Here is an 18,252-nt window from a genome sequence, read left to right on the forward strand (position 1 = left end):
CGGCGTCGCGGCATCCGTTCGTGGGATGCGCACCAAAAGAGGGGTGCCGCTCAAGCCGACGTCGTGTGTCGGGGTTCGCTGGGGCAGAGACCCGACCTACACGCGGCGGCGACGCGGCGTTAGACGCACCGCGGGGAGCGGCGGCGCGGGGATGCGCTCGGGGCCGTGGTCGATGACGGCGCCGAAACGCGGGGCGTCGGCCTCCCACGCCTCACGCGCCTCGACGATCTCGTCGTGTGAGCGGCCGACGAAGTTCCACCACATCACGATGTCTGCCTCGAACGGTTCCCCGCCGAGCAGGAACACCCGCGCTCCCTCGGCGCTGACGATGTCGATGTGATCGCGCCCGGTGCCCAGGTACAGCAAGCGCGAGCCATCGACGGATGCCGTGCCCCCGGTGCTCGGAACGGGCGCCGAGCGCCGCGTGGCGTCGGCGTCCACGGCATCCACGCCCGTCTCCACATCCGCGGAACCGAGCATGCCGTAGAGGGCATATTCCCAGTCGGGGCGCAGTGGCACGCGAACGGCGACGCCGGCCGGAAGTCGCAGCTCCGCTCCGACGATCGGGGTGTGCACGGTGGCCGGCGAGTTCACCGCGCCCAGCGATCCCATGACGACGACCGCGTCGGCGCCGCCGCCGAGGTCGAGGACGGGGAGGTTCTCGTGCCGTTCGAACGCGGGGGCGCCGTGCCGGCGGCCTTCGGGGAGGGCGACCCAGAGCTGCAGCGCGTCCAATGGGATCGGACCGTCGCCGACGGAGTACTCCGAGTGCGCAATGCCCGCGCCGCTCGTCATGAGGTTCAGGGCTCCGGGCCGAACCACGACGTCACTGCCCACGGCATCCCTGTGCCGCACCTCGCCGACGATCGGCCACGTCACCGTCTGCAGCCCGATGTGGGGGTGCGGTTCGACGCGCATGAGCGTCTCCTGCGGTCCGAACCGGTCGAGGAAGCACCACGCCCCCACCATCGGCAGCGCGCGATGCGGGAGAGTGCGGTGCACTTCCATGCCGCGCACGCCGCCCAGCGGGACCTCGCGGGCCTCGACGACGAGCGCGCGTGGTCCGTCGCACTCGACGGGGCCCTCGGATTCCGGTGGGGCGACGTCGAGGCGGGTCATGCCGGTTCGCTCGGGTCCGCCGAATCGATCGCGTCGCTCTCGTTCTGCCACTCGATGATCAGGCCCGGCACATCGTTCTCCTGCAGGTAATGCACGACGAACGGGCAGGTCGGGATGACGCTGTCGCCGCGCTGCGCGAGGTCGGCGAGAGCATCGCTCGCCAGGGCCGTGCCGAGTCCTCTGCCTTTGAACGTCGGGTCGATCTCGGTGTGGGGGAGCGTCATGCGGCCTTCGCCCGCGGGACGGAACTCCAGGAACCCGCCCAACTGGCCGTCCACGTGCACCTCGTAGCGGTGGGCGTCGTCGTTGCGGGTCACGGTCATGTCGTTGGTCATGTCGCCTCCGGTCGTTGGTCTTGTTCCCAACGTTCGCAGGGCGCGTGCTGTTCCGCCATCCCCGTTGACGGCTCCCGAACGGCAGTCGCGCGTGACGGGGCGCGTCGGCCCCCGCTCCTCACCGACCGCCGACCCGGCACCTATGCTGGCGGCGTGAGTCTGGAAGAGGTCTTCGTGGGCGTCGCGATCGCCTTCGAGCTGATCGGGGCGGCCGCGATGGTGGCCGGCTTCGCCGTCGCCGTCGTTCTCGCGGGTCGGACACTCTCGCGGGGCGAGGGCGGCCAGGCCGCGTTCGCGACGCTCCGCAGAACCCTCGGCGGCGCGATCCTGCTCGGACTGGAGGTCCTCGTCGCGGCCGACCTCATCCGCACCATCACGTCGAAGCCCTCGATGGAGGACGCCCTGATCCTCGGCATCATCGTGCTCATCCGCACCGTGCTGTCGATGTCGATTCAGATCGAGATCGAGGGCACGCTGCCCTGGCGGCGCGCGCTGCTGACGTCGGGGGCGACCCTGGTCGGTCGCGAGATCGGGCGCGATCGAGCGCGATCGGGCGAGCCGGGAGCCGAACCGACGTCGTCGTGATGCCGGCGTCGTCGGGCCCCGCGGCCGATCTGCTCGTGGGACGGGGGCTCGAACCCGTCGTCCCCGTCGTGATCGACGCCGGTTTTGTCCACCGCGAGCTCGTCCGCCCGCGGTCGGTGTCGGCACCCGGGGTTACCGTGGTGTGGTGACTTTCCCCGGCGCCGCCCCCGAGCCGTACGCCGACGCGCCTCCCGAGGCGTTCGACGGGTACGACGATCCGTACGCGGGGGCCGACTGGGATCCCGACCTCTTCGCCCCGCCCGACGACCCCGACTCCCCGCCCCCGCCGATGGATGCCGCGGCCTCGCCGTTCGCGCGGGCCGCTCTGGCGACCGGAACAGCACGCGAACTGCCCGACGTGCGCGACTTCACGGGGCGAGACCCGCGCGAGGTGCTGCACGAGGTCTACGGCTACGACGTCTTCCGGGGTGATCAGGCCGCGATCGTGCAGCAGGTGATCGACGGGGGCGACGCCGTGGTGCTCATGCCCACCGGCGGCGGAAAGAGCGTCACGTACCAGGTGCCCGCGCTCGTGCGCCCCGGCACCGGCCTCGTGGTGAGTCCGCTCATCGCCCTCATGCACGACCAGGTCGACGCTCTCGTGGCCAACGGCGTGCGCGCGGCCTACCTCAACTCTACGCAGGCCCCCGTCGAGCGCCAGGCCGTCGAACAGGCGTATCTCGCCGGCGACCTCGACCTGCTCTACGTCGCGCCCGAGCGGCTCAACGGGGCGCAGACGCTGAGCCTCCTTTCGCGCGGGAGTCTCAGCGTCATCGCGATCGACGAAGCGCACTGCGTGTCGCAGTGGGGTCACGACTTCCGGCCCGACTACCTCGCGCTCGGCGATCTCGCCGAGCGTTTCCCCGGGGTTCCGCGCATGGCCCTCACGGCGACCGCCACTCCCGAGACCGCGCGCGAGATCGTCGAGCGCCTGCGCCTCCGCGACGCGCGCACGTTCGTCGCGAGTTTCGACCGCCCCAACATCCAGTACCGCATCGATGCGAAGGTCGATCCGCGGCGTCAACTGGTGTCGTTCATCCGCACGCAGCCCGAGGGGTCTGCGGGCATCGTGTACGCCCTCAGCCGCAAGAGCGTCGAGCAGACCGCGTCCTACCTGGCCGCGCAGGGACTCGACGCCCTCCCGTACCACGCGGGGCTCGACGCGTCGGTGCGCGCGGCGAACCAATCGCGTTTCCTCCGCGACGACGGCGTCATCATGGTGGCCACGATCGCCTTCGGCATGGGCATCGACAAGCCTGATGTGCGCTTCGTCGCGCACATCGACCTCCCCAAGTCGGTCGAGGGCTATTACCAAGAGACGGGGCGCGCCGGGCGCGACGGCGACCCGTCGGTGGTGTGGATGGCCTACGGCCTCGGCGATGTCGTGCAGCAGCGCCGCATGATCGACCAGTCGCCTGGCGACCGGTCGTACAAGATGCGTCTGGGGCAGCACCTCGACGCCATGCTCGCGCTGTGCGAGACGGTCGGATGCCGTCGACAGAACCTGCTGTCGTACTTCGGCGAGCCCTCTGAGCCGTGCGGTAATTGCGACACGTGCCTCACTCCGCCCGACACGTGGGACGGGCTGGTCGCTGCGCAGAAGCTCCTGTCGACGATCGTGCGTCTCCAGCGCGAGCGCGGGCAGGCCTTCGGAGCCGGGCACCTCATCGACATCCTGCGCGGGGCCAAGACCGACCGCATCGCGCAGCAGGGGCACGACCGCCTCACCACGTACGGACTCGGCGCCGACCTGTCCGACCAGGACTGGCGGAGCGTCATCCGACAGCTCCTCGCGCGGGGGATCATCGCCGCCCAGGGCGACTATGGCACCCTCGCGCTGAGTGAGGCCTCCGGCGGGGTGTTGCGCGGAGAGACGCCGGTCCCCCTCCGCCGCGATGCCCTCGGGCGAACCGGCGGCGGTGGGTCGAGCAGACCCCGCAAGTCCAGCGCCGACGATGTCGCCCCCGCTGACCGCGATCTCTTCGAGGCGCTACGGGCGTGGCGCGCCGAGCAGGCGCGAGAGCAGGGCGTTCCGGCGTACATCGTCTTCGGTGATGCGACCCTCCGTGCGATCGCCGCCGGCCGCCCCGCGTCGATGGGCGATCTCGACGGCATCACCGGCATCGGCGCCAAGAAGCGCGAGGCCTACGGTGACGGCATCCTGACGGTCGTCGCCCAGCACTGACCGCGGGCCACGGCGGGCGACCGTGCGCCGCCGGGGGTGCCCGTGCACCGTGTCACCCAGACAGGCGAGGCGGCGAGAACAGGCCGATCCGCGCCGCGATATCCCCCTGTTCTCGGTGCGGAGCCTGTTCTCGTGATGCCGCCCGCCTCGACGGCCGCCGCTCTGCGGAACGCCCGCGGATGTTGACGCCCCACAACCACATCCGGCGACGACGCCGGACCATGTTGTGTGCACCGCACACAATGTTTGAGCGAGCGTTGTGGGAGTCCTACCGTGGTGGCATCCCTTTGCAACGTCGAAAGGTGCCGAAAATGACCGACGCCGCCGTCCGTCCCACCACGCCCTCCGCGAGCACGCGCACGCCCGTCGGGGGAGCGCCCACCGCCGCGCACTCCGCCGCCGAGGCCGCCGAGAGCCGCATCGACATCGAGCGGGTCACCGATCTGCTGCTCGGAACGTGGGCCGACACTCGCCGCGAGGCGCGAGAAATGCTGAAGGACCCGCTGTTCTGGCGCGACGACAGCCTCGGCATGGACGCCCACCGTGAGCGCACCCTGGGGCAGCTTCGCGAGCTCGTCGCCCGCAAGGCGGTGCACCGCGCGTTCCCGAAACGCTTCGGCGGTGAAGAGAACAATGGCGCGAACATCGCCGGGTTCGAAGAGCTCGTCGCCGCCGACCCGAGCCTGCAGATCAAGTCGGGCGTGCAGTGGGGGCTGTTCGGCTCGGCCGTGCTCCAGCTCGGCACCGAGACGCACCACGCGAAGTGGCTGCCGGGCATCATGAGCCTCGACATTCCGGGTGCCTTCGCGATGACCGAGACCGGCCACGGCTCGGACGTCGCCGCGATCGGTACGACGGCGACCTACGACGCCGAGACCGAGGAGTTCGTCATCCACACGCCGTTCCGCGGCGCCTGGAAGGACTACCTCGGCAACGCGGCCCTGCACGGCAAGGCGGCCACCGTCTTCGCGCAGCTCATCACGAACGGCGTCAACCACGGCGTGCACTGCTTCTACGTGCCGCTGCGCGACGACGAGGGGGCTTTCCTCCCCGGAATCGGCGGCGAGGACGACGGCCTGAAGGGTGGACTGAACGGCATCGACAACGGCCGCCTGCACTTCGACCAGGTGCGCGTGCCCCGCACGAACCTCCTCAACCGCTACGGCGACGTCGCCGCGGACGGCACGTACTCGAGCGACATCGCCAGCCCCGGCCGTCGCTTCTTCACGATGCTCGGCACCCTCGTCCAGGGTCGGGTGTCTCTCGACGGTGCTGCCGCGTGGGCCTCGGCCATCGGCCTCACGATCGCGATCACGTACGGCAATCAGCGCCGGCAGTTCGACTCCGGCAGCGGCACCCCCGAGGTGACCCTGCTCGACTACGGCAAGCACCAGCGCCGTCTGCTCCCGCGCCTGGCGACCACCTACGCACAGATCTTCGCGCACGACGAGTTCCTGCAGAAGTTCGACGGCGTCTTCAGCGGACGGCTCGACACCGACGCCGACCGCGAAGACCTCGAGACTCTCGCCGCCGCGCTCAAGCCCCTCTCGACCTGGCACGCGCTCGACACCCTGCAGGAATCGCGCGAGGCGTGCGGCGGGCAGGGCTTCCTCTTCGAGAACCGTCTGGTGGGCCTGCGCGCCGACCTCGACATCTACGTCACCTTCGAGGGCGACAACAACGTGCTGCTCCAGCTCGTCGGCAAGCGACTGCTCGCCGACTACGCGAAGCAGTTCAAGGGCAAGGATGCCAGGGCTCTTGCCGCCTTCGCCGTCGGGCAGACCGCCGGAAAGCTGTTCCACGGTGCGGGCATGCGTCAGCTCGGACAGGCCGTCACCGACCTCGGCTCCACGGCGCGCTCGGTCGAGAAGGGCCTCCGCGCCCAGCAGCAGCACGAGTTGCTTGCCGACCGCGTCCAGCAGATGATCGCCGACATCGCGGGGCGCCTCCGCCCGGCATCCAAGCTCCCCCGTGACGAGGCCGCGGCGCTGTTCAACGAGAACCAGGCCGAGCTCATCGAGGCGGCCCGCGCCCACGGCGAGCTGCTGCAGTGGGAGGCGTTCACCGACGCGATCAACCGCGTGAGTGACGAGGGCACGCGGCAGGTGCTGACGTGGCTGCGCGATCTGTTCGGCCTGCAGCTCATCGAGAAGCACCTGGCCTGGTACCTGATCAACGGCCGCCTGTCGACGCAGCGGGCCGCGGCCGTGTCGAGCTACATCGACCGTCTGTGCGTGCGGCTGCGGCCTCACGCGCAGGACCTCGTCGACGCGTTCGGTTATGGCCCGGAGCACATCCGCGCCGCGATCGCGACCGGCGTCGAAGACGACCGGCAGAACGAAGCCGCGTCGTACTACGCGGCGCTGCGGGCCTCGGGCGATGCGCCGGTCCCCGAGAAGAAGCCGGGGCGGTAGAAGTCGACCTGAGCAGGGCGGCGGTCGCGAGGCGCCGCCCTGCTCAGGTGTGTCGCAGCAGGACGAGCCGAATGATCGCGACCCCGGCGATCACCGCACCCGCGAACAGCGTCATCATCGCAAACCACTCGGGGCCATCCACGCCGATCGTGACAATGCCGACGGCGATCATCACGACGGCGACCACGAGCCCCAGGATCAGCGAGAAACGGAGGCGTTGCGGACTCCTCGGCGCGATAGGCATGCCCGGAGGCTAACGCGTGCCCGCGGCCCCGTCCAGGATGCCGGGGCGCCGCCGCCGTGTCGGAGGTCCCCCCTAGCCTGGGCGCATGAGCGATCTCCTCACCGGCGCCGACGGCGTGGTCCGCTGCGCGTGGGCGGGTGCCGATGCCGAGTACCAGCGCTACCACGACGAGGAGTGGGGCACGACGCTCCGCGGCGATCGTCGTCTCTTCGAGAAGCTGAGCCTGGAGGGGTTCCAGGCGGGCCTGGCGTGGATCACGATCCTGCGCAAGCGCCCCCGTTTCCGCGAGGTGTTCCACGACTTCGAGCCCGCCGTCGTGGCGCGCTTCGGCGCCGACGACGTCGATCGCCTGCTGCAGGATGCCGGGATCATCCGCCATCGCGGCAAGATCGAGGCCGTGATCGGCAACGCCGCGATCGTTGCCGGCATGGCCGACGGGGAGCTCGATGCGCTGCTCTGGTCGTTCGCGCCGGACGCCCACATCGCGCCGGCGACGTTCGCGGACGTGCCCGCCGTCACGCCGGAGTCCGCGGCGATGAGCAAAGAACTCCGCCGCCGGGGCTTCCGCTTCGTCGGCCCCACCACGATGTACGCCCTCATGCAGTCGTCGGGCATGGTCGACGACCACGTGGCCGGGTGCTGGCGCGCGGTGGCGTGACGCACCGCTAGACTGGAGACCGGAGCTCTCGCTCCCAGCGTCGTCGAACGCACCGGCCCCACTGCGTGGGCCTTTGACTTTCACGGCGAACGGATGTGCCGACCGGCGCCTTCGCCCTCTTTCAGTCGCAGCATTGCGGCATCCCGAATCGCCGTGCGCGCGTATGCGCCGGCAGGAGACACTTCATGACGTCCCAGACTTTCACCGACCTCGGCGTGCCCGCGCCGCTGACCGCCGTCCTCGCCGCACAGGGCAAGAACGAGCCCTTCCCGATTCAGGCCGACACGCTGCCCGACACCCTCGCCGGACGCGACGTGCTGGGCCGCGGCAAGACGGGCTCCGGCAAGACCCTCGCCTTCTCGCTGCCGCTGGTCGCCCGCCTCGCCGCGAAGACCGACCGCCGTCGCGGTCGCCGGCCCCGCGCGCTCGTGCTGGCCCCGACCCGCGAGCTGGCCAACCAGATCGACGAGGTCATCAAGCCCCTCGCCGCGGCCTACGACCTCACCACGACCACCGTCTACGGCGGCGTGAACCAGAAGCGTCAGGTCGACGCGCTCGCCGCGGGCGTCGACATCCTCGTCGCGTGCCCCGGTCGCCTCGAAGACCTCATCGGTCAGGGCTTCGCCAACCTCGGCGATGTCGAGATCACCGTGCTCGACGAGGCCGACCACATGGCCGACCTCGGCTTCCTGCCCGGCGTCACCCGCCTGCTCTCCCGCACGCCCGCCGACGGTCAGCGTCTGCTGTTCTCGGCGACGCTCGACAACGGCGTAGACAAGCTGGTCAAGCGCTTCCTCCGCAACGAGGTGCTGCACTCCGTCGACGAGGCGAACTCGCACGTCGCGGCGATGACCCACCACGTCTTCACCCCCGCCGACGCGGACGCCAAGAAGGAGCTCGTGCAGACGCTCGCCTCGGGCACCGCGCGCCGCATCCTGTTCATGCGCACCAAGCACCAGGCCAAGAAGCTCGCGAAGGCCCTCACCGCCGCCGGCATCCCCTCGGTCGACCTGCACGGCAACCTGTCGCAGCCGCAGCGCGACCGCAACCTCGCCGCTTTCGGTGACGGCCGTGCCAAGGTGCTCGTCGCCACCGACGTCGCCGCCCGCGGTGTGCACGTCGACGGTGTCGAGCTCGTCGTGCACGTCGACCCGCCCGTCGAGCACAAGGCCTATCTGCACCGTTCGGGCCGTACCGCCCGTGCCGGCACCGCCGGTGACGTGGTGACGATCATGCTGCCCGAGCAGCGCCGCGACACCCTCGACATTCTGCGCAAGGCCCAGATCTCGGTCACGCCGCAGCAGGTCACCCCGACCTCTCCCGAGGTCGTCGCCCTCGTCGGCGAGGTCGCTCCGTACGTCAAGCCCGAGCCTGTCGTCGCGCAGACGCAGGGCGGCGGACGCTCGCAGGGCGCGAACGCGCAGCGCAAGCGCGCGACCCGCGGCCAGGGGTCGTCCGACGCGGCGTCCCGCACCTCCGCGCCCGGTGAAGCACGTCGTCGTCGCGGCCGCGGGGCAGGTGCCTCCACGGGCGAAACCGCGCAGGGCGGTCGCTCGCAGGGTCAGCGCTCCGGCGCCGGCCGTGGCCAGGGCAACGGTGGCGGTCAGCACGCCGCCCGTCCGCAGGGCGCTGGTCGTTCGGCATCCGGATCGCCCACGACCGGCATGGTCGTCGGCTCCCGCTCGCCGCGCACCAACCGTCGCGCCCAGGGCTGAGACACGCCTCCCGATGCCCCCGCGGATTCGTCCGCGGGGGCATCGTCGTTCCCCCGGCATCCCGTGCCGAGGCCCGGGGGAGTGATCGCGGATGTCGGGGGCTTACGGCACACTGAGGATCGACCCAGCGAGGAGCCGCGATGACCCCTGACCCCGCCGATGCGCACGACGTCATCCGCGTGCGCGGTGCTCGTGAGAACAACCTCCGAAACGTCGACCTCGACGTTCCCAAGCGCCGCCTGACGGTGTTCACGGGGGTCAGCGGCTCGGGCAAATCGTCCCTCGTGTTCGGCACCATCGCCGCCGAGTCGCAGCGCCTCATCAACGAGACGTATCCCACGTTCGTCCAGCAGTTCATGGGGCAGCCCGCGCGCCCCGACGTCGACGCGCTCGAGAACCTCAGCGCGACGATCCGCGTCGATCAGGAACGCATGGGGGCGAACGCGCGGTCGACCGTGGGCACCGCCACCGACGTGCACGCCATGCTGCGGGTGCTCTTCAGCCGGCTCGGACAGCCGAGGGTCGGGTCATCGCAGGCCTTCTCGTTCAACGTCCCCTCCCTCTCGGGTGCGGGCGCACGCCCGGGGGCAGAAGAGGGGCGAGCGCTCGAGATCACCGGGGGCATGTGCCCCGACTGCGAGGGGCTCGGTCAGGTCAGCGACATCGCCCTCGACCAGCTGTACGACAAGACGCTGTCGCTTGCCGACGGGGCCATCCGGGTTCCCGGCTACACCGCCGACGGGTGGATGGTGCGCATTTTCTCTGAGTCGGGGTTCCTCGACCCCGACAAGCCGATCCAGGACTACTCCGACCAGGAGCGCGCGGACTTCCTCTACAAAGAGCAGACGAAGGTCCGGATCGCGAACACCAACATGACGTACGAGGGGCTCGTCCCCAAGATCACCAAGAGCATGCTCCAGAAAGACCGCGACGGTCTGCAGCCCCATATCCGCGCGTTCGTCGATCGTGCGGTCACCTTCGTGGCCTGTCCCGCATGCGGAGGCACCCGCCTGAACGAGGGGGCGCGGTCGTCGCGGATCGACGGTGTGTCGATCGCGGATGCCGCGGCCATGCAGATCACCGATCTCGCGGCCTGGGTGCGCACCGTCGACAGCCCCGCCGTTGCCCCGCTCGTGGCGGGGCTGCGCGACACGCTCGACGCCTTCGTGCACATCGGGCTCGGCTACCTGTCGCTCGATCGTGCGAGCGGCACCCTCTCGGGCGGCGAGGCCCAGCGCACGAAGATGATCCGCCACCTCGGATCGAGTCTCACCGACATCACCTACGTCTTCGACGAGCCGACCGCGGGCCTGCACCCGCACGACATCCAGCGGATGAACGACACTCTCCGCCGACTGCGCGACAAGGGCAACACGGTGCTCGTCGTCGAGCACAAGCCCGAGGTCATCGAGATCGCTGACCACGTCGTCGACCTGGGCCCCGGGGCGGGGCGCTCCGGCGGGACGGTGCAGTACGAGGGCGATGTGGCAGGGCTCCGGGCCTCCGGCACCCTGACCGGGCGTTTCCTCGACCATCGGGCGCGCCTCAAGCCGGCGGTGCGCGAGCGCACCGGGGCACTGCCGATCCGCGGTGCCGCGCAGCACAACCTCAAGAATGTCGACGTCGACGTGCCCCTCGGGGTGCTCACCGTGGTCACCGGCGTCGCGGGCTCGGGCAAGTCCTCGCTCATCCACGGTCACCTCCCCGCCTTCGACGACGTGGTCGTGGTCGACCAATCGCCCATCAAGGGGTCGCGCCGCAGCAGCCCCGCCACCTACACCGGCATTCTCGACGCGGTGCGGGCGGCCTTCGCGAAGGCCAATGGCGTCAAGCCGTCGTTGTTCAGCGCCAATTCCGAGGGGGCCTGCCCCGCGTGCAAGGGGCTCGGGATCATCGTCACCGAGCTCGGCTTCCAGTCCACGGTCGAGACCGTGTGCGAGATGTGCGCGGGCAGGGGGTTCGCCGCCGCCGTCCTCGACTACACCCTGCGGGGCAAGAACATCGCCGAAGTGCTCGAAATGTCGGTAACCGAGACCGCCGCGTTCCTCACCACGGGCCCCGCGGTGGCGGTGCTATCGCGACTGGTCGACGTTGGTCTCGGCTACATCACGCTCGGTCAGTCGCTGAACACCCTGTCGGGAGGCGAGCGTCAGCGGCTCAAGCTCGCGATCTCGATGGCGAAGAAGGGCGCGGTGTATGTGCTCGACGAGCCGACGACCGGCCTGCACCTGGCCGATGTCGACACCCTTCTGGGGCTGCTCGACGCCCTCGTAGATTCCGGTAACACGGTCGTCGTGATCGAGCACCACCAGGCGGTCATGGCGCATGCCGACTGGCTCATCGATCTGGGGCCGGGAGCAGGTCGAGACGGCGGCACGGTGGTGTTCGAGGGTACGCCCCACGACCTCGTCGCTTCGCCCACAACGCTCACCGGGGAGCATCTCGCGCGCTACGTGGGGGTCTGACCGGCACCGGAGCCTCGCGGCGTGACATTGCGCCCCAGAGCCCGACCGCGTCGCGCACGAAGAGCGCGGGGTGTCAGGCCGGAGGGGTGACGGTCGCGGTGTGCAGATGGCGGTCGCCGTGGGCGAGCACCTTCACCATCACGCCCCGCTGGCGCAGGTCCGACACGGCGTGCGCCGCGTCGGTGCGCGAGACGCCGAGCGCTTCGACCGTCGTCACCACGAGGACGTCGCCGCGGGTGAGCGTGCCGAAGAACCGATCGAGACGCGCGGCCCAATCTTCGAGGGTCTCGGGCGCGGGGTGGCGGAAGCCCTCGATGGGAACGCCGAAGCGCGTGAGGTCGTCGCGCTGCTGGACGACCGAGGGAAGGCCCGGGCGGGAGACGACGAGACCGACGAGTCGCGATCCCGCGGGACGGGCGCGCCACCAGGTGCCGTCGCCCTGCATCTCGGTGAAGCACTGCGGGCAGTCCGCCGCGGTGTGCACGACCGGCACGGCCGGGGTCACGGAATCCACGGATGACGGCGTCGTCGGGATTGGATCGCTCATGCGCACCTCCGTGTCCATTCTGCCGCACGACGACGCCATCCCCCACCGATCGGAGAGGGAGTCCGAGGTTCCGGGGATCTCACGGCGGGGAGCGCGCGAATGCGCGACCAAGACCTCAGTCGTCTTCTCCATCGAGACGGAGTTCGAGGCTCAGCTGATCCGCGTCGAGCTCGGCGAGGGCGTGTCGGAGGGCCGCCGTGCTGAAGCGGCCGTCGCGACCGAGTCGATCCAGGCGCAGGCGCATCGCTTCGATGGCCGCCAGACGCAGTTCGAGGAGATCGCGGGCGCGGGTCGTCACGTCGTCGTCGGGCGGCTGGCTCAGCCGAGCCCCGGCCCGCTCGACGAGGTCGTCCGGGAACGGCTCGCCGTCGCGGCGGGCGAGGCTGCCCGCGGTCATCGCCGCGACCGCGGCCGCGCGTAGCTCGGCATCCAGTGCCTTCTGCTCCTCGCGCGTGGGTCCTTCGCCGCCGCCGTCGCTCAGCCCGAGGGCGCGGACGACCGCTGGCAGGGTGAGCCCCTGCAGCAGCAGGCTGAACAGCGCGACGAGGAAGGCCACGAAGATCAGCAGCGGCCTTTCGAGCGTGTCGCGGGGAAGGGTCTGCGCCGCCGCCAACGTGACGACCCCTCGCATGCCGGCCCACACGATGATGGTTCCGTGCCGCCACCCGAGCGGAGCATCGCGGTAGTAGTCGAGATCGGCCAGAGTCCGGGAAATCCGCCGGCGCGCCCAGGAGAGCCGCCGGGTCGTGCGGGCCGGATCCCCGTCGCGATCGAGGCGGTGCGGGTCGGCCCGATACGTCTCTTCGATCCGATCGACGTGCTCGCGCACACGCTCGGCCCGGGCTCGATGGTGGGGGGCGTGGTGGCTGCGGCGACCCTGCACCCAGATCAGGGCCGAAACGTAAACGGCGCGGACGACCAGAGCGATACCGAGCGCCGACAGGGCGAGCCAGGTGCCGTGCCACAGTCCCTCGTGCTCGCGGAGGTTGGCCGAGACGATGTCCTTCAGCTCGAGGCCGAAGACGAGGAACACCGCGCCCTCCAGGATGAGCTCGATCGTGCGCCAGTTCAGTCGGTCGCTCATGCGCTGCTCGGGAGTGAACCGCCGGGCAGCGCCCTGCCCGGTGACGATCCCCGCGACCACGGCTGCCACCAGGCCCGATCCGCCGAGGTGCTCGGTGGGGAGGTAGGCGATGAAGGGCACGGTGAAGCTGAGCGCGGTGTTGGCGGCGGGGTTGCTCACGCGCTCGCGCAGCCGCAGGTTCCCCCACCCCACGACCGCGCCGAGCGCGATGGCCAGCAGCACCCCCCAGGCGAAGGTGCCGACCACGTCGCCGAACGCAAACCCCGAGGCCACCGCGGCCACCGCGGTCCGCAGGAGCACCAGGGCGGTGGCGTCGTTGAGCAGGCTCTCACCCTCGAGCATCGTCACGACGCGGGGGGCGATCCCCAGACGCTTGGCGATGGAGGTGGCCACGGCATCCGTGGGGCTCAGAATCGCGCCGAGAGCCACGCCGAGCGCGAGCCCGAGCCCCGGAATCACGGCCCAGAAGAACAGTCCGAGACCGACCGAACTCAGCACCACCAAGAGCACCGAGAGGCCCGCGATGGGCGCGAAGTCACGGCGGAACTCGATCGCCGGCAGCTGTACCGCCGCCGAGTACAGCAGGGGCGGCAGCACACCGACGAGGATCACCTCGGGATCGATCGCGATCGCCGGGACGAACGGCAGCAGACTCACGCCCAGGCCGAGGGCCATGAGCACGAGCGGTCCCGCGATGTTGAACCTCGGCGCGAGCGCCGTGACGAGGGAGATCACCACGATCCCGCCGACGACGATGAGGAGCGGATCGATCACCCTCCGAGGCTAGACCCGTCGCCGCTGCCGTGATGACGGCGGCGCGTCAGCTCTCTGCGCGGACCGCCTCGGCCACCGCCCGGAGGCCGTGGAGCGTCTCTGCGAAGCTCGTCGACAGCGGTGCGAGCCCGATTCGCAGGCCGTGCGGATCGCGGTAATCGGGGATCACGTCCTGTGCCCAGAGCCGTGCTGTGACGGCGCGCATGGCGGGGTGCGAGAGCGTCACATGACCGCCGCGTTCGCTCGCGTCTCTCGGTGAGGCCGTCGTGACCCCGAGCGGGGCCAGGATGCCATCGCTCACGCGCAGCGCGAAAGAGGTCAGTGCCGTCGACTTCTCGCGCACCGCGGCGATGCCGGCGTCCTCGAGCAGGTCGAGGGTGTCTTCCATCGCCCGCATCGCCAGCACCGGCGGCGTCCCCGACAGGAAGCGCCGCATTCCCTCGGCGGGGTGGTACTCCGGTCCCATCGCGAACACGTCGGCCGTGCCCATCCATCCCTGGATCGGTTGGGTGAGGGTCATCTGGTGGCGAGCGGCGACGTAGGCGAACGCGGGCGACCCCGGCCCGCCGTTGAGGTACTTGTAGGTGCAGCCCACGGCGAGGTCGACCTCCCACTCGTCGAGGGCGACCGGCACGGAGCCCGCGGAGTGGCACAGGTCCCAGAGCACGAGGGCACCCGCGTCGTGCGCGATGCGGGTGAGCGTCGCGGCGTCGGCGAGATAGCCGGAGCGGTACGAGACGTGGCTGAGCAGGACCATCGCGGTGCGCGGTCCGACCGCGGCGGCGAGGAGATCGGCATCCACCCCGCGCGTCGTGTCGACGTCGATCCAGACCACGCGCGCACCGCGCTCGGCGGCGATGCCCTCGACGAGGTAGCGGTCGGTCGGGAAGTCATCGCGGCCCACCACGATCTCCACGCGCTCCGGATCGGTCGACGACCGCTCCGCGAGGGCGGCGCGCAGCAGCTTGTACAGCAGCACCGTGGTCGAGTCGCCGATGACCGTCTGCCCGGGGGCGGCACCCAGTGCGACACGTGCGAGTCGATCCCCGATCTGGAAGGGGAGCTCCATCCACGACTCGTCCCAGCCGCGGATCAAGCGCCCGCCCCATTCGTCGGTGACGAAGCGCGCGAGTCGATCCGCCGTCGCCCGCGGCGGGCGGCCCAGCGAGTTGCCGTCGAAGTAGACCAGCGGCGTCTCCGCGCCGATGAACGCCTCGCGGTACGCCGCCAGGGGGTCGGCAGAGTCGAGCGCGCGGGCGTCCGCGGTGAGATCGTCGGAGGGATCGATCGCCACGGTGTCAGATCAGCGACAGCTCGCGCAGCTTGGCCTCGACGTCGGCGTTGGACGGCTCGACGTGGTGCGTGGAGTCGGGGTACAGCACGACGGGGATGTTGGTGCGGCCCGAGATCTCCTTGGCCACATCGGCCGCGGCCGGGTCGGCGACCAGGTCGACGTACTCGTAGGCCACGCCCAGGTCGTCGAGCTGCTTCTTCGTGCGGATGCAGTCACGGCACCAGTCGGCGCCGAACATGCGGATAGATGCGTCGGACATGCTTCCAGCGTACGCCGCGCCGACGGGGCGTGGCCCGCCGCGCCCGGTGGTCGTGTGCCGTCAGCTGGCGAGTTCGTCTTCGAGGGGCTCGGCGACGGCGGCCTGCGGGGCCGTGCGGGACTTCTTGGGGGCGTAGACCACGAGGGCGTGGAACACGAACCGCACGATGAACGCGGCCGCGAGGGTGATCGCGGCGGCGACGACGCTTTGGATGTGGGCCTGGTTCACCAGCAGCCAGATCACCGGGATGCGCACGATCGCCTCGATGCCGTTGAACGTGAACGACTTGAGGAAGCGGTGTCGCATCAGGCCCGACTCTTCGCGCATGTCGGCGAAGACAAGGTACTCCAGCGCGAGGAAGTTCGCGACGATCGTGACCACGCTCGCGATCACGGCCGCGACGAGGTACTGCACCCCGACCGTGGTCAGGCCCCACATGATCAGCAGGTTCGCCACGGCACCGAGCCCACCCACGAGAGCGAACGCCGACATGCGGCCGAAGCGCAGCATCGTGAGCTGGGTGAGGAACCGCATGCCCTGGCTGAACGACGCCTTGGATTCGCCCGCGAAGCGCGCGGCGAAGGAGAAGGGGACCTCGGCCACTCGCATCTGCTTGCGCGCGAGGATCTCGAGCAGGATCTTGAAGCCGCTCGGCCGCAGGCTGTCGATGTCGAGGCTGCGACGGTCGACGAGGAAGAACCCGGTCATCGGGTCGGAGCAGTTGTGCAGCTTCCGCGGGAACATCGCCTTGGTCAACAGGGTCGACCCGCGCGAGACGAGCGTGCGGACGGCGTTGGCGAGGCCGTCGGAGGTACCGCCGGCGATGTACCGCGAGGCGACCACGACATCGGCATCGCCCTCATCGGCGCGCGCGAGCAGATCGGCGATCACCTCGGGTGGGTGCTGCAGGTCGCCGTCCATCACGACACACAGATCGGATGCCGCCGCCCGCAGGCCCTCGACCACGGCACCGCCGAGACCGCCCACGGGCTCGTCGCGGTGGATCAGGCGCACCGGCACTGGCGCGTGAGCGGCCACGGTCCGGATGATGTCGGGGGTGTCATCGGTGGAATCGTCGACGAACAGGATCTCTACGGAACGACCCGGAAGCGCGGCCACCGTCCGGCGGACGAGTTCGGCGACGTTCGGACCCTCGTTGAAGGTGGGAACGATGACGGAAAGGTCCATGGATGCTCGCGTTTCGGTGAAGCCGGAAGTACACAGCGTAGAACGGCCGACGCGTGCCCAAATGAGGATTGTGGATCAATTACCTGGGAGCTAGCGTGACGTTCACCCGCGGAAGCGGTGCTACGGCGCCACCGAGCGGGTCGAGAACTCAGCCGATGGCATCCCGAAGATCGTCGACCGTCATGCCGTAGTTGATCCGGATGACCGGCAGAGCGAGCTTGTCGGTGCCGATGCGCACGTACCCGTGCTCGACGGTGCGCCCCAGGTCGAAGCCCGCTCTGCGCAGCGCCTCTTTGGTCGTGTCGTCGTAGTGGCCGAACGGGTACGCCACCACCTCTTTCGCACCGAGGATCTGCGCGGACTGCTCCAGGTCGGCCGCGATGGTGTCGACGTCGTCGTTGACCATGCGGCCCTTGCCGTCGGCCCCGGCGCGGTGCAGGTCGTGCGTGTGCGAGCGCTGCAGAACGAAGCGGTTGGGCGTCGGCTCGGTGCGGGCGGAGGTGATGACGAACGACGTCGTCAGCAGGTTCCGCCCGTCGACGATCGGTGCGGCCATCTCGAGCCACGAGCTGTCCGCGTCGTCGTCGGTGATGACGACCGAGCGGCGGGGGAGGAACAGGGCGCCGTCGATGAACGCGCTCACCTCGTCCCACGTCGGCAGATAGAACCCGGCCTCCTGGATGTACGCCATCTGCGCGTCGAAGTCGCCGACGTACACGTAGTTCAAGCGGAGCCAGTGGTCTTCACCCTCCGGGTTCCGGGTGAACTGGTGGTACATGAGGATCGGGATGCCGGCATCTTCGGCGGCGTTCGCCTCCGGCGTCGTCCACGCGGCGTGCAGCGTCGTCTGCCGGTCGGTGCACGTGACCAGGTCGGCGCCGTTGATGCGGGCCGGCAGCGTGAGGGCCGCGGCGTCTGCGGCCGTGGCGTACCAGCCGGCGAACACGCGTCCGTCCTGACGGGGGATCGGCAGCGCGGCATAGCGGGCGCCCTCCGACTGCAGCTGCGGGTCGATCGCAATGGCGTCGCCGGCGAACGACACGGCGCACGCCGTCGGGTCGGTGGTGCCCGACAGGAGCTTCTGCGTCGGCGTCAGCGGGGTGGGAGTGGGGGTGGGGGTCGGTTCGCTCGTGGGCGTCGGAGTCACCTCGGCGACCGGCGCGCTGACCGGGAGCCGCAGGAGCGCGAACGTCGCCACTCCTCCGGCGATGAGGGCGATGGCCGCGACGGCGATGATCGACCGGCGCGTTCGCGCGCGCCGCGCTGACCGCCGACGCTGCTGGGTGCGCGTGAGCGTCATGATCCCCCCCCGATCGATCCGTGAATCATCGCGATCCTAATGGGACGATTCACGCACTCCCGGAATGCCCCCACGCCATGATGGAG

At 70.3% G+C, this 18,252-nt stretch carries 15 protein-coding genes; 6 read left to right on the forward strand and 9 right to left on the reverse strand.

The genetic code is table 11. The features are described 5' to 3' along the window. Positions 1 to 96: 96 nt before the first annotated feature. Positions 97 to 1,119, reverse strand: a complete 1,023-nt coding sequence (locus tag ACU6WY_RS01195) for a pirin family protein (protein WP_483820665.1) — start codon at positions 1,117 to 1,119, stop codon at positions 97 to 99. Continuing rightward, on the reverse strand, positions 1,116 to 1,454 hold the full coding sequence (locus ACU6WY_RS01200; protein WP_483820666.1) for a GNAT family N-acetyltransferase: 339 nt from the start codon (positions 1,452 to 1,454) through the stop codon (positions 1,116 to 1,118). Before ACU6WY_RS01200 ends, ACU6WY_RS01195 begins: the two co-directional genes overlap by 4 nt. Before the next feature lie 153 nt (positions 1,455 to 1,607). On the opposite strand from ACU6WY_RS01200, the gene ACU6WY_RS01205 reads away from it, so the two are divergent. The 3 genes from ACU6WY_RS01205 to ACU6WY_RS01215 all read left to right on the forward strand — a co-directional run bounded on the left by ACU6WY_RS01205 (position 1,608) and on the right by ACU6WY_RS01215 (position 6,638). Beyond that, positions 1,608 to 2,039 (forward strand): DUF1622 domain-containing protein, encoded by a 432-nt coding sequence (locus ACU6WY_RS01205; RefSeq protein ID WP_483820667.1) that lies wholly within the window; start codon positions 1,608 to 1,610, stop codon positions 2,037 to 2,039. Between the two features lie 145 nt (positions 2,040 to 2,184). Next, entirely contained in the window at positions 2,185 to 4,224 is a 2,040-nt protein-coding gene (recQ, locus tag ACU6WY_RS01210) for a DNA helicase RecQ (protein WP_483820668.1), read from the forward strand. Between the two features lie 311 nt (positions 4,225 to 4,535). Then, positions 4,536 to 6,638, forward strand: coding sequence for an acyl-CoA dehydrogenase family protein (locus ACU6WY_RS01215; RefSeq protein WP_483820669.1), 2,103 nt, complete (start codon positions 4,536 to 4,538; stop codon positions 6,636 to 6,638). A gap of 43 nt (positions 6,639 to 6,681) precedes the next feature. Here ACU6WY_RS01215 and ACU6WY_RS01220 read toward each other — a convergent pair whose 3' ends face one another. Further along, on the reverse strand, positions 6,682 to 6,882 hold the full coding sequence (locus ACU6WY_RS01220) for a hypothetical protein (RefSeq protein WP_483820670.1): 201 nt from the start codon (positions 6,880 to 6,882) through the stop codon (positions 6,682 to 6,684). A gap of 85 nt (positions 6,883 to 6,967) precedes the next feature. Here ACU6WY_RS01220 and ACU6WY_RS01225 point away from each other — a divergent pair, with 85 nt between their 5' ends. The 3 genes from ACU6WY_RS01225 to ACU6WY_RS01235 all read left to right on the forward strand — a co-directional run bounded on the left by ACU6WY_RS01225 (position 6,968) and on the right by ACU6WY_RS01235 (position 11,720). Further along, positions 6,968 to 7,540: a DNA-3-methyladenine glycosylase I gene (locus tag ACU6WY_RS01225; protein WP_483820671.1), complete on the forward strand. Its 573-nt coding sequence runs from the start codon at positions 6,968 to 6,970 to the stop codon at positions 7,538 to 7,540. A gap of 185 nt (positions 7,541 to 7,725) precedes the next feature. Continuing rightward, on the forward strand, positions 7,726 to 9,255 hold the full coding sequence (locus ACU6WY_RS01230) for a DEAD/DEAH box helicase (RefSeq protein WP_483820672.1): 1,530 nt from the start codon (positions 7,726 to 7,728) through the stop codon (positions 9,253 to 9,255). A gap of 140 nt (positions 9,256 to 9,395) precedes the next feature. Further along, on the forward strand, positions 9,396 to 11,720 hold the full coding sequence (locus ACU6WY_RS01235; RefSeq protein WP_483820673.1) for an ATP-binding cassette domain-containing protein: 2,325 nt from the start codon (positions 9,396 to 9,398) through the stop codon (positions 11,718 to 11,720). 73 nt (positions 11,721 to 11,793) lie between these two features. Here ACU6WY_RS01235 and ACU6WY_RS01240 read toward each other — a convergent pair whose 3' ends face one another. The 6 genes from ACU6WY_RS01240 to ACU6WY_RS01265 form a co-directional block, all read right to left on the reverse strand. Next, complete coding sequence (locus tag ACU6WY_RS01240; RefSeq protein WP_483820674.1) at positions 11,794 to 12,267, reverse strand: dehydrogenase; 474 nt, start codon at positions 12,265 to 12,267, stop codon at positions 11,794 to 11,796. A 115-nt stretch (positions 12,268 to 12,382) separates the two neighbouring features. Next, positions 12,383 to 14,125: a cation:proton antiporter gene (locus ACU6WY_RS01245; RefSeq protein WP_483820675.1), complete on the reverse strand. Its 1,743-nt coding sequence runs from the start codon at positions 14,123 to 14,125 to the stop codon at positions 12,383 to 12,385. Positions 14,126 to 14,171: 46 nt separating this feature from the next. Then, positions 14,172 to 15,419 (reverse strand): kynureninase, encoded by a 1,248-nt coding sequence (locus ACU6WY_RS01250; protein ID WP_483820676.1) that lies wholly within the window; start codon positions 15,417 to 15,419, stop codon positions 14,172 to 14,174. 4 nt (positions 15,420 to 15,423) lie between these two features. Continuing rightward, the gene (locus ACU6WY_RS01255) at positions 15,424 to 15,678 is read right to left on the reverse strand and encodes a glutaredoxin family protein (protein ID WP_483820677.1); all 255 of its coding nucleotides are present in this window, start codon (positions 15,676 to 15,678) and stop codon (positions 15,424 to 15,426) included. Between the two features lie 60 nt (positions 15,679 to 15,738). Continuing rightward, on the reverse strand, positions 15,739 to 16,866 hold the full coding sequence (locus ACU6WY_RS01260; protein ID WP_483820678.1) for a glycosyltransferase: 1,128 nt from the start codon (positions 16,864 to 16,866) through the stop codon (positions 15,739 to 15,741). 148 nt (positions 16,867 to 17,014) lie between these two features. After that, positions 17,015 to 18,166: a polysaccharide deacetylase family protein gene (locus ACU6WY_RS01265; protein WP_483820679.1), complete on the reverse strand. Its 1,152-nt coding sequence runs from the start codon at positions 18,164 to 18,166 to the stop codon at positions 17,015 to 17,017. Positions 18,167 to 18,252 lie beyond the last annotated feature (86 nt).

Source organism: Microbacterium sp. ZW3a (assembly GCF_057167165.1).

Bases quoted from the DNA above. Each gene is read 5' to 3' on its own strand.
- ACU6WY_RS01225 (WP_483820671.1), top strand. From the start codon at position 6,968: ATGAGCGATCTCCTCACCGGCGCCGACGGCGTGGTCCGCTGCGCGTGG.
- ACU6WY_RS01265 (WP_483820679.1), bottom strand. From the start codon at position 18,166: ATGACGCTCACGCGCACCCAGCAGCGTCGGCGGTCAGCGCGGCGCGCG.
- ACU6WY_RS01240 (WP_483820674.1), bottom strand. From the start codon at position 12,267: ATGAGCGATCCAATCCCGACGACGCCGTCATCCGTGGATTCCGTGACC.
- ACU6WY_RS01255 (WP_483820677.1), bottom strand. From the start codon at position 15,678: ATGTCCGACGCATCTATCCGCATGTTCGGCGCCGACTGGTGCCGTGAC.
- ACU6WY_RS01215 (WP_483820669.1), top strand. From the start codon at position 4,536: ATGACCGACGCCGCCGTCCGTCCCACCACGCCCTCCGCGAGCACGCGC.
- ACU6WY_RS01200 (WP_483820666.1), bottom strand. From the start codon at position 1,454: ATGACCAACGACATGACCGTGACCCGCAACGACGACGCCCACCGCTAC.
- ACU6WY_RS01260 (WP_483820678.1), bottom strand. From the start codon at position 16,866: ATGGACCTTTCCGTCATCGTTCCCACCTTCAACGAGGGTCCGAACGTC.
- ACU6WY_RS01195 (WP_483820665.1), bottom strand. From the start codon at position 1,119: ATGACCCGCCTCGACGTCGCCCCACCGGAATCCGAGGGCCCCGTCGAG.
- ACU6WY_RS01230 (WP_483820672.1), top strand. From the start codon at position 7,726: ATGACGTCCCAGACTTTCACCGACCTCGGCGTGCCCGCGCCGCTGACC.
- ACU6WY_RS01235 (WP_483820673.1), top strand. From the start codon at position 9,396: ATGACCCCTGACCCCGCCGATGCGCACGACGTCATCCGCGTGCGCGGT.
- ACU6WY_RS01220 (WP_483820670.1), bottom strand. From the start codon at position 6,882: ATGCCTATCGCGCCGAGGAGTCCGCAACGCCTCCGTTTCTCGCTGATC.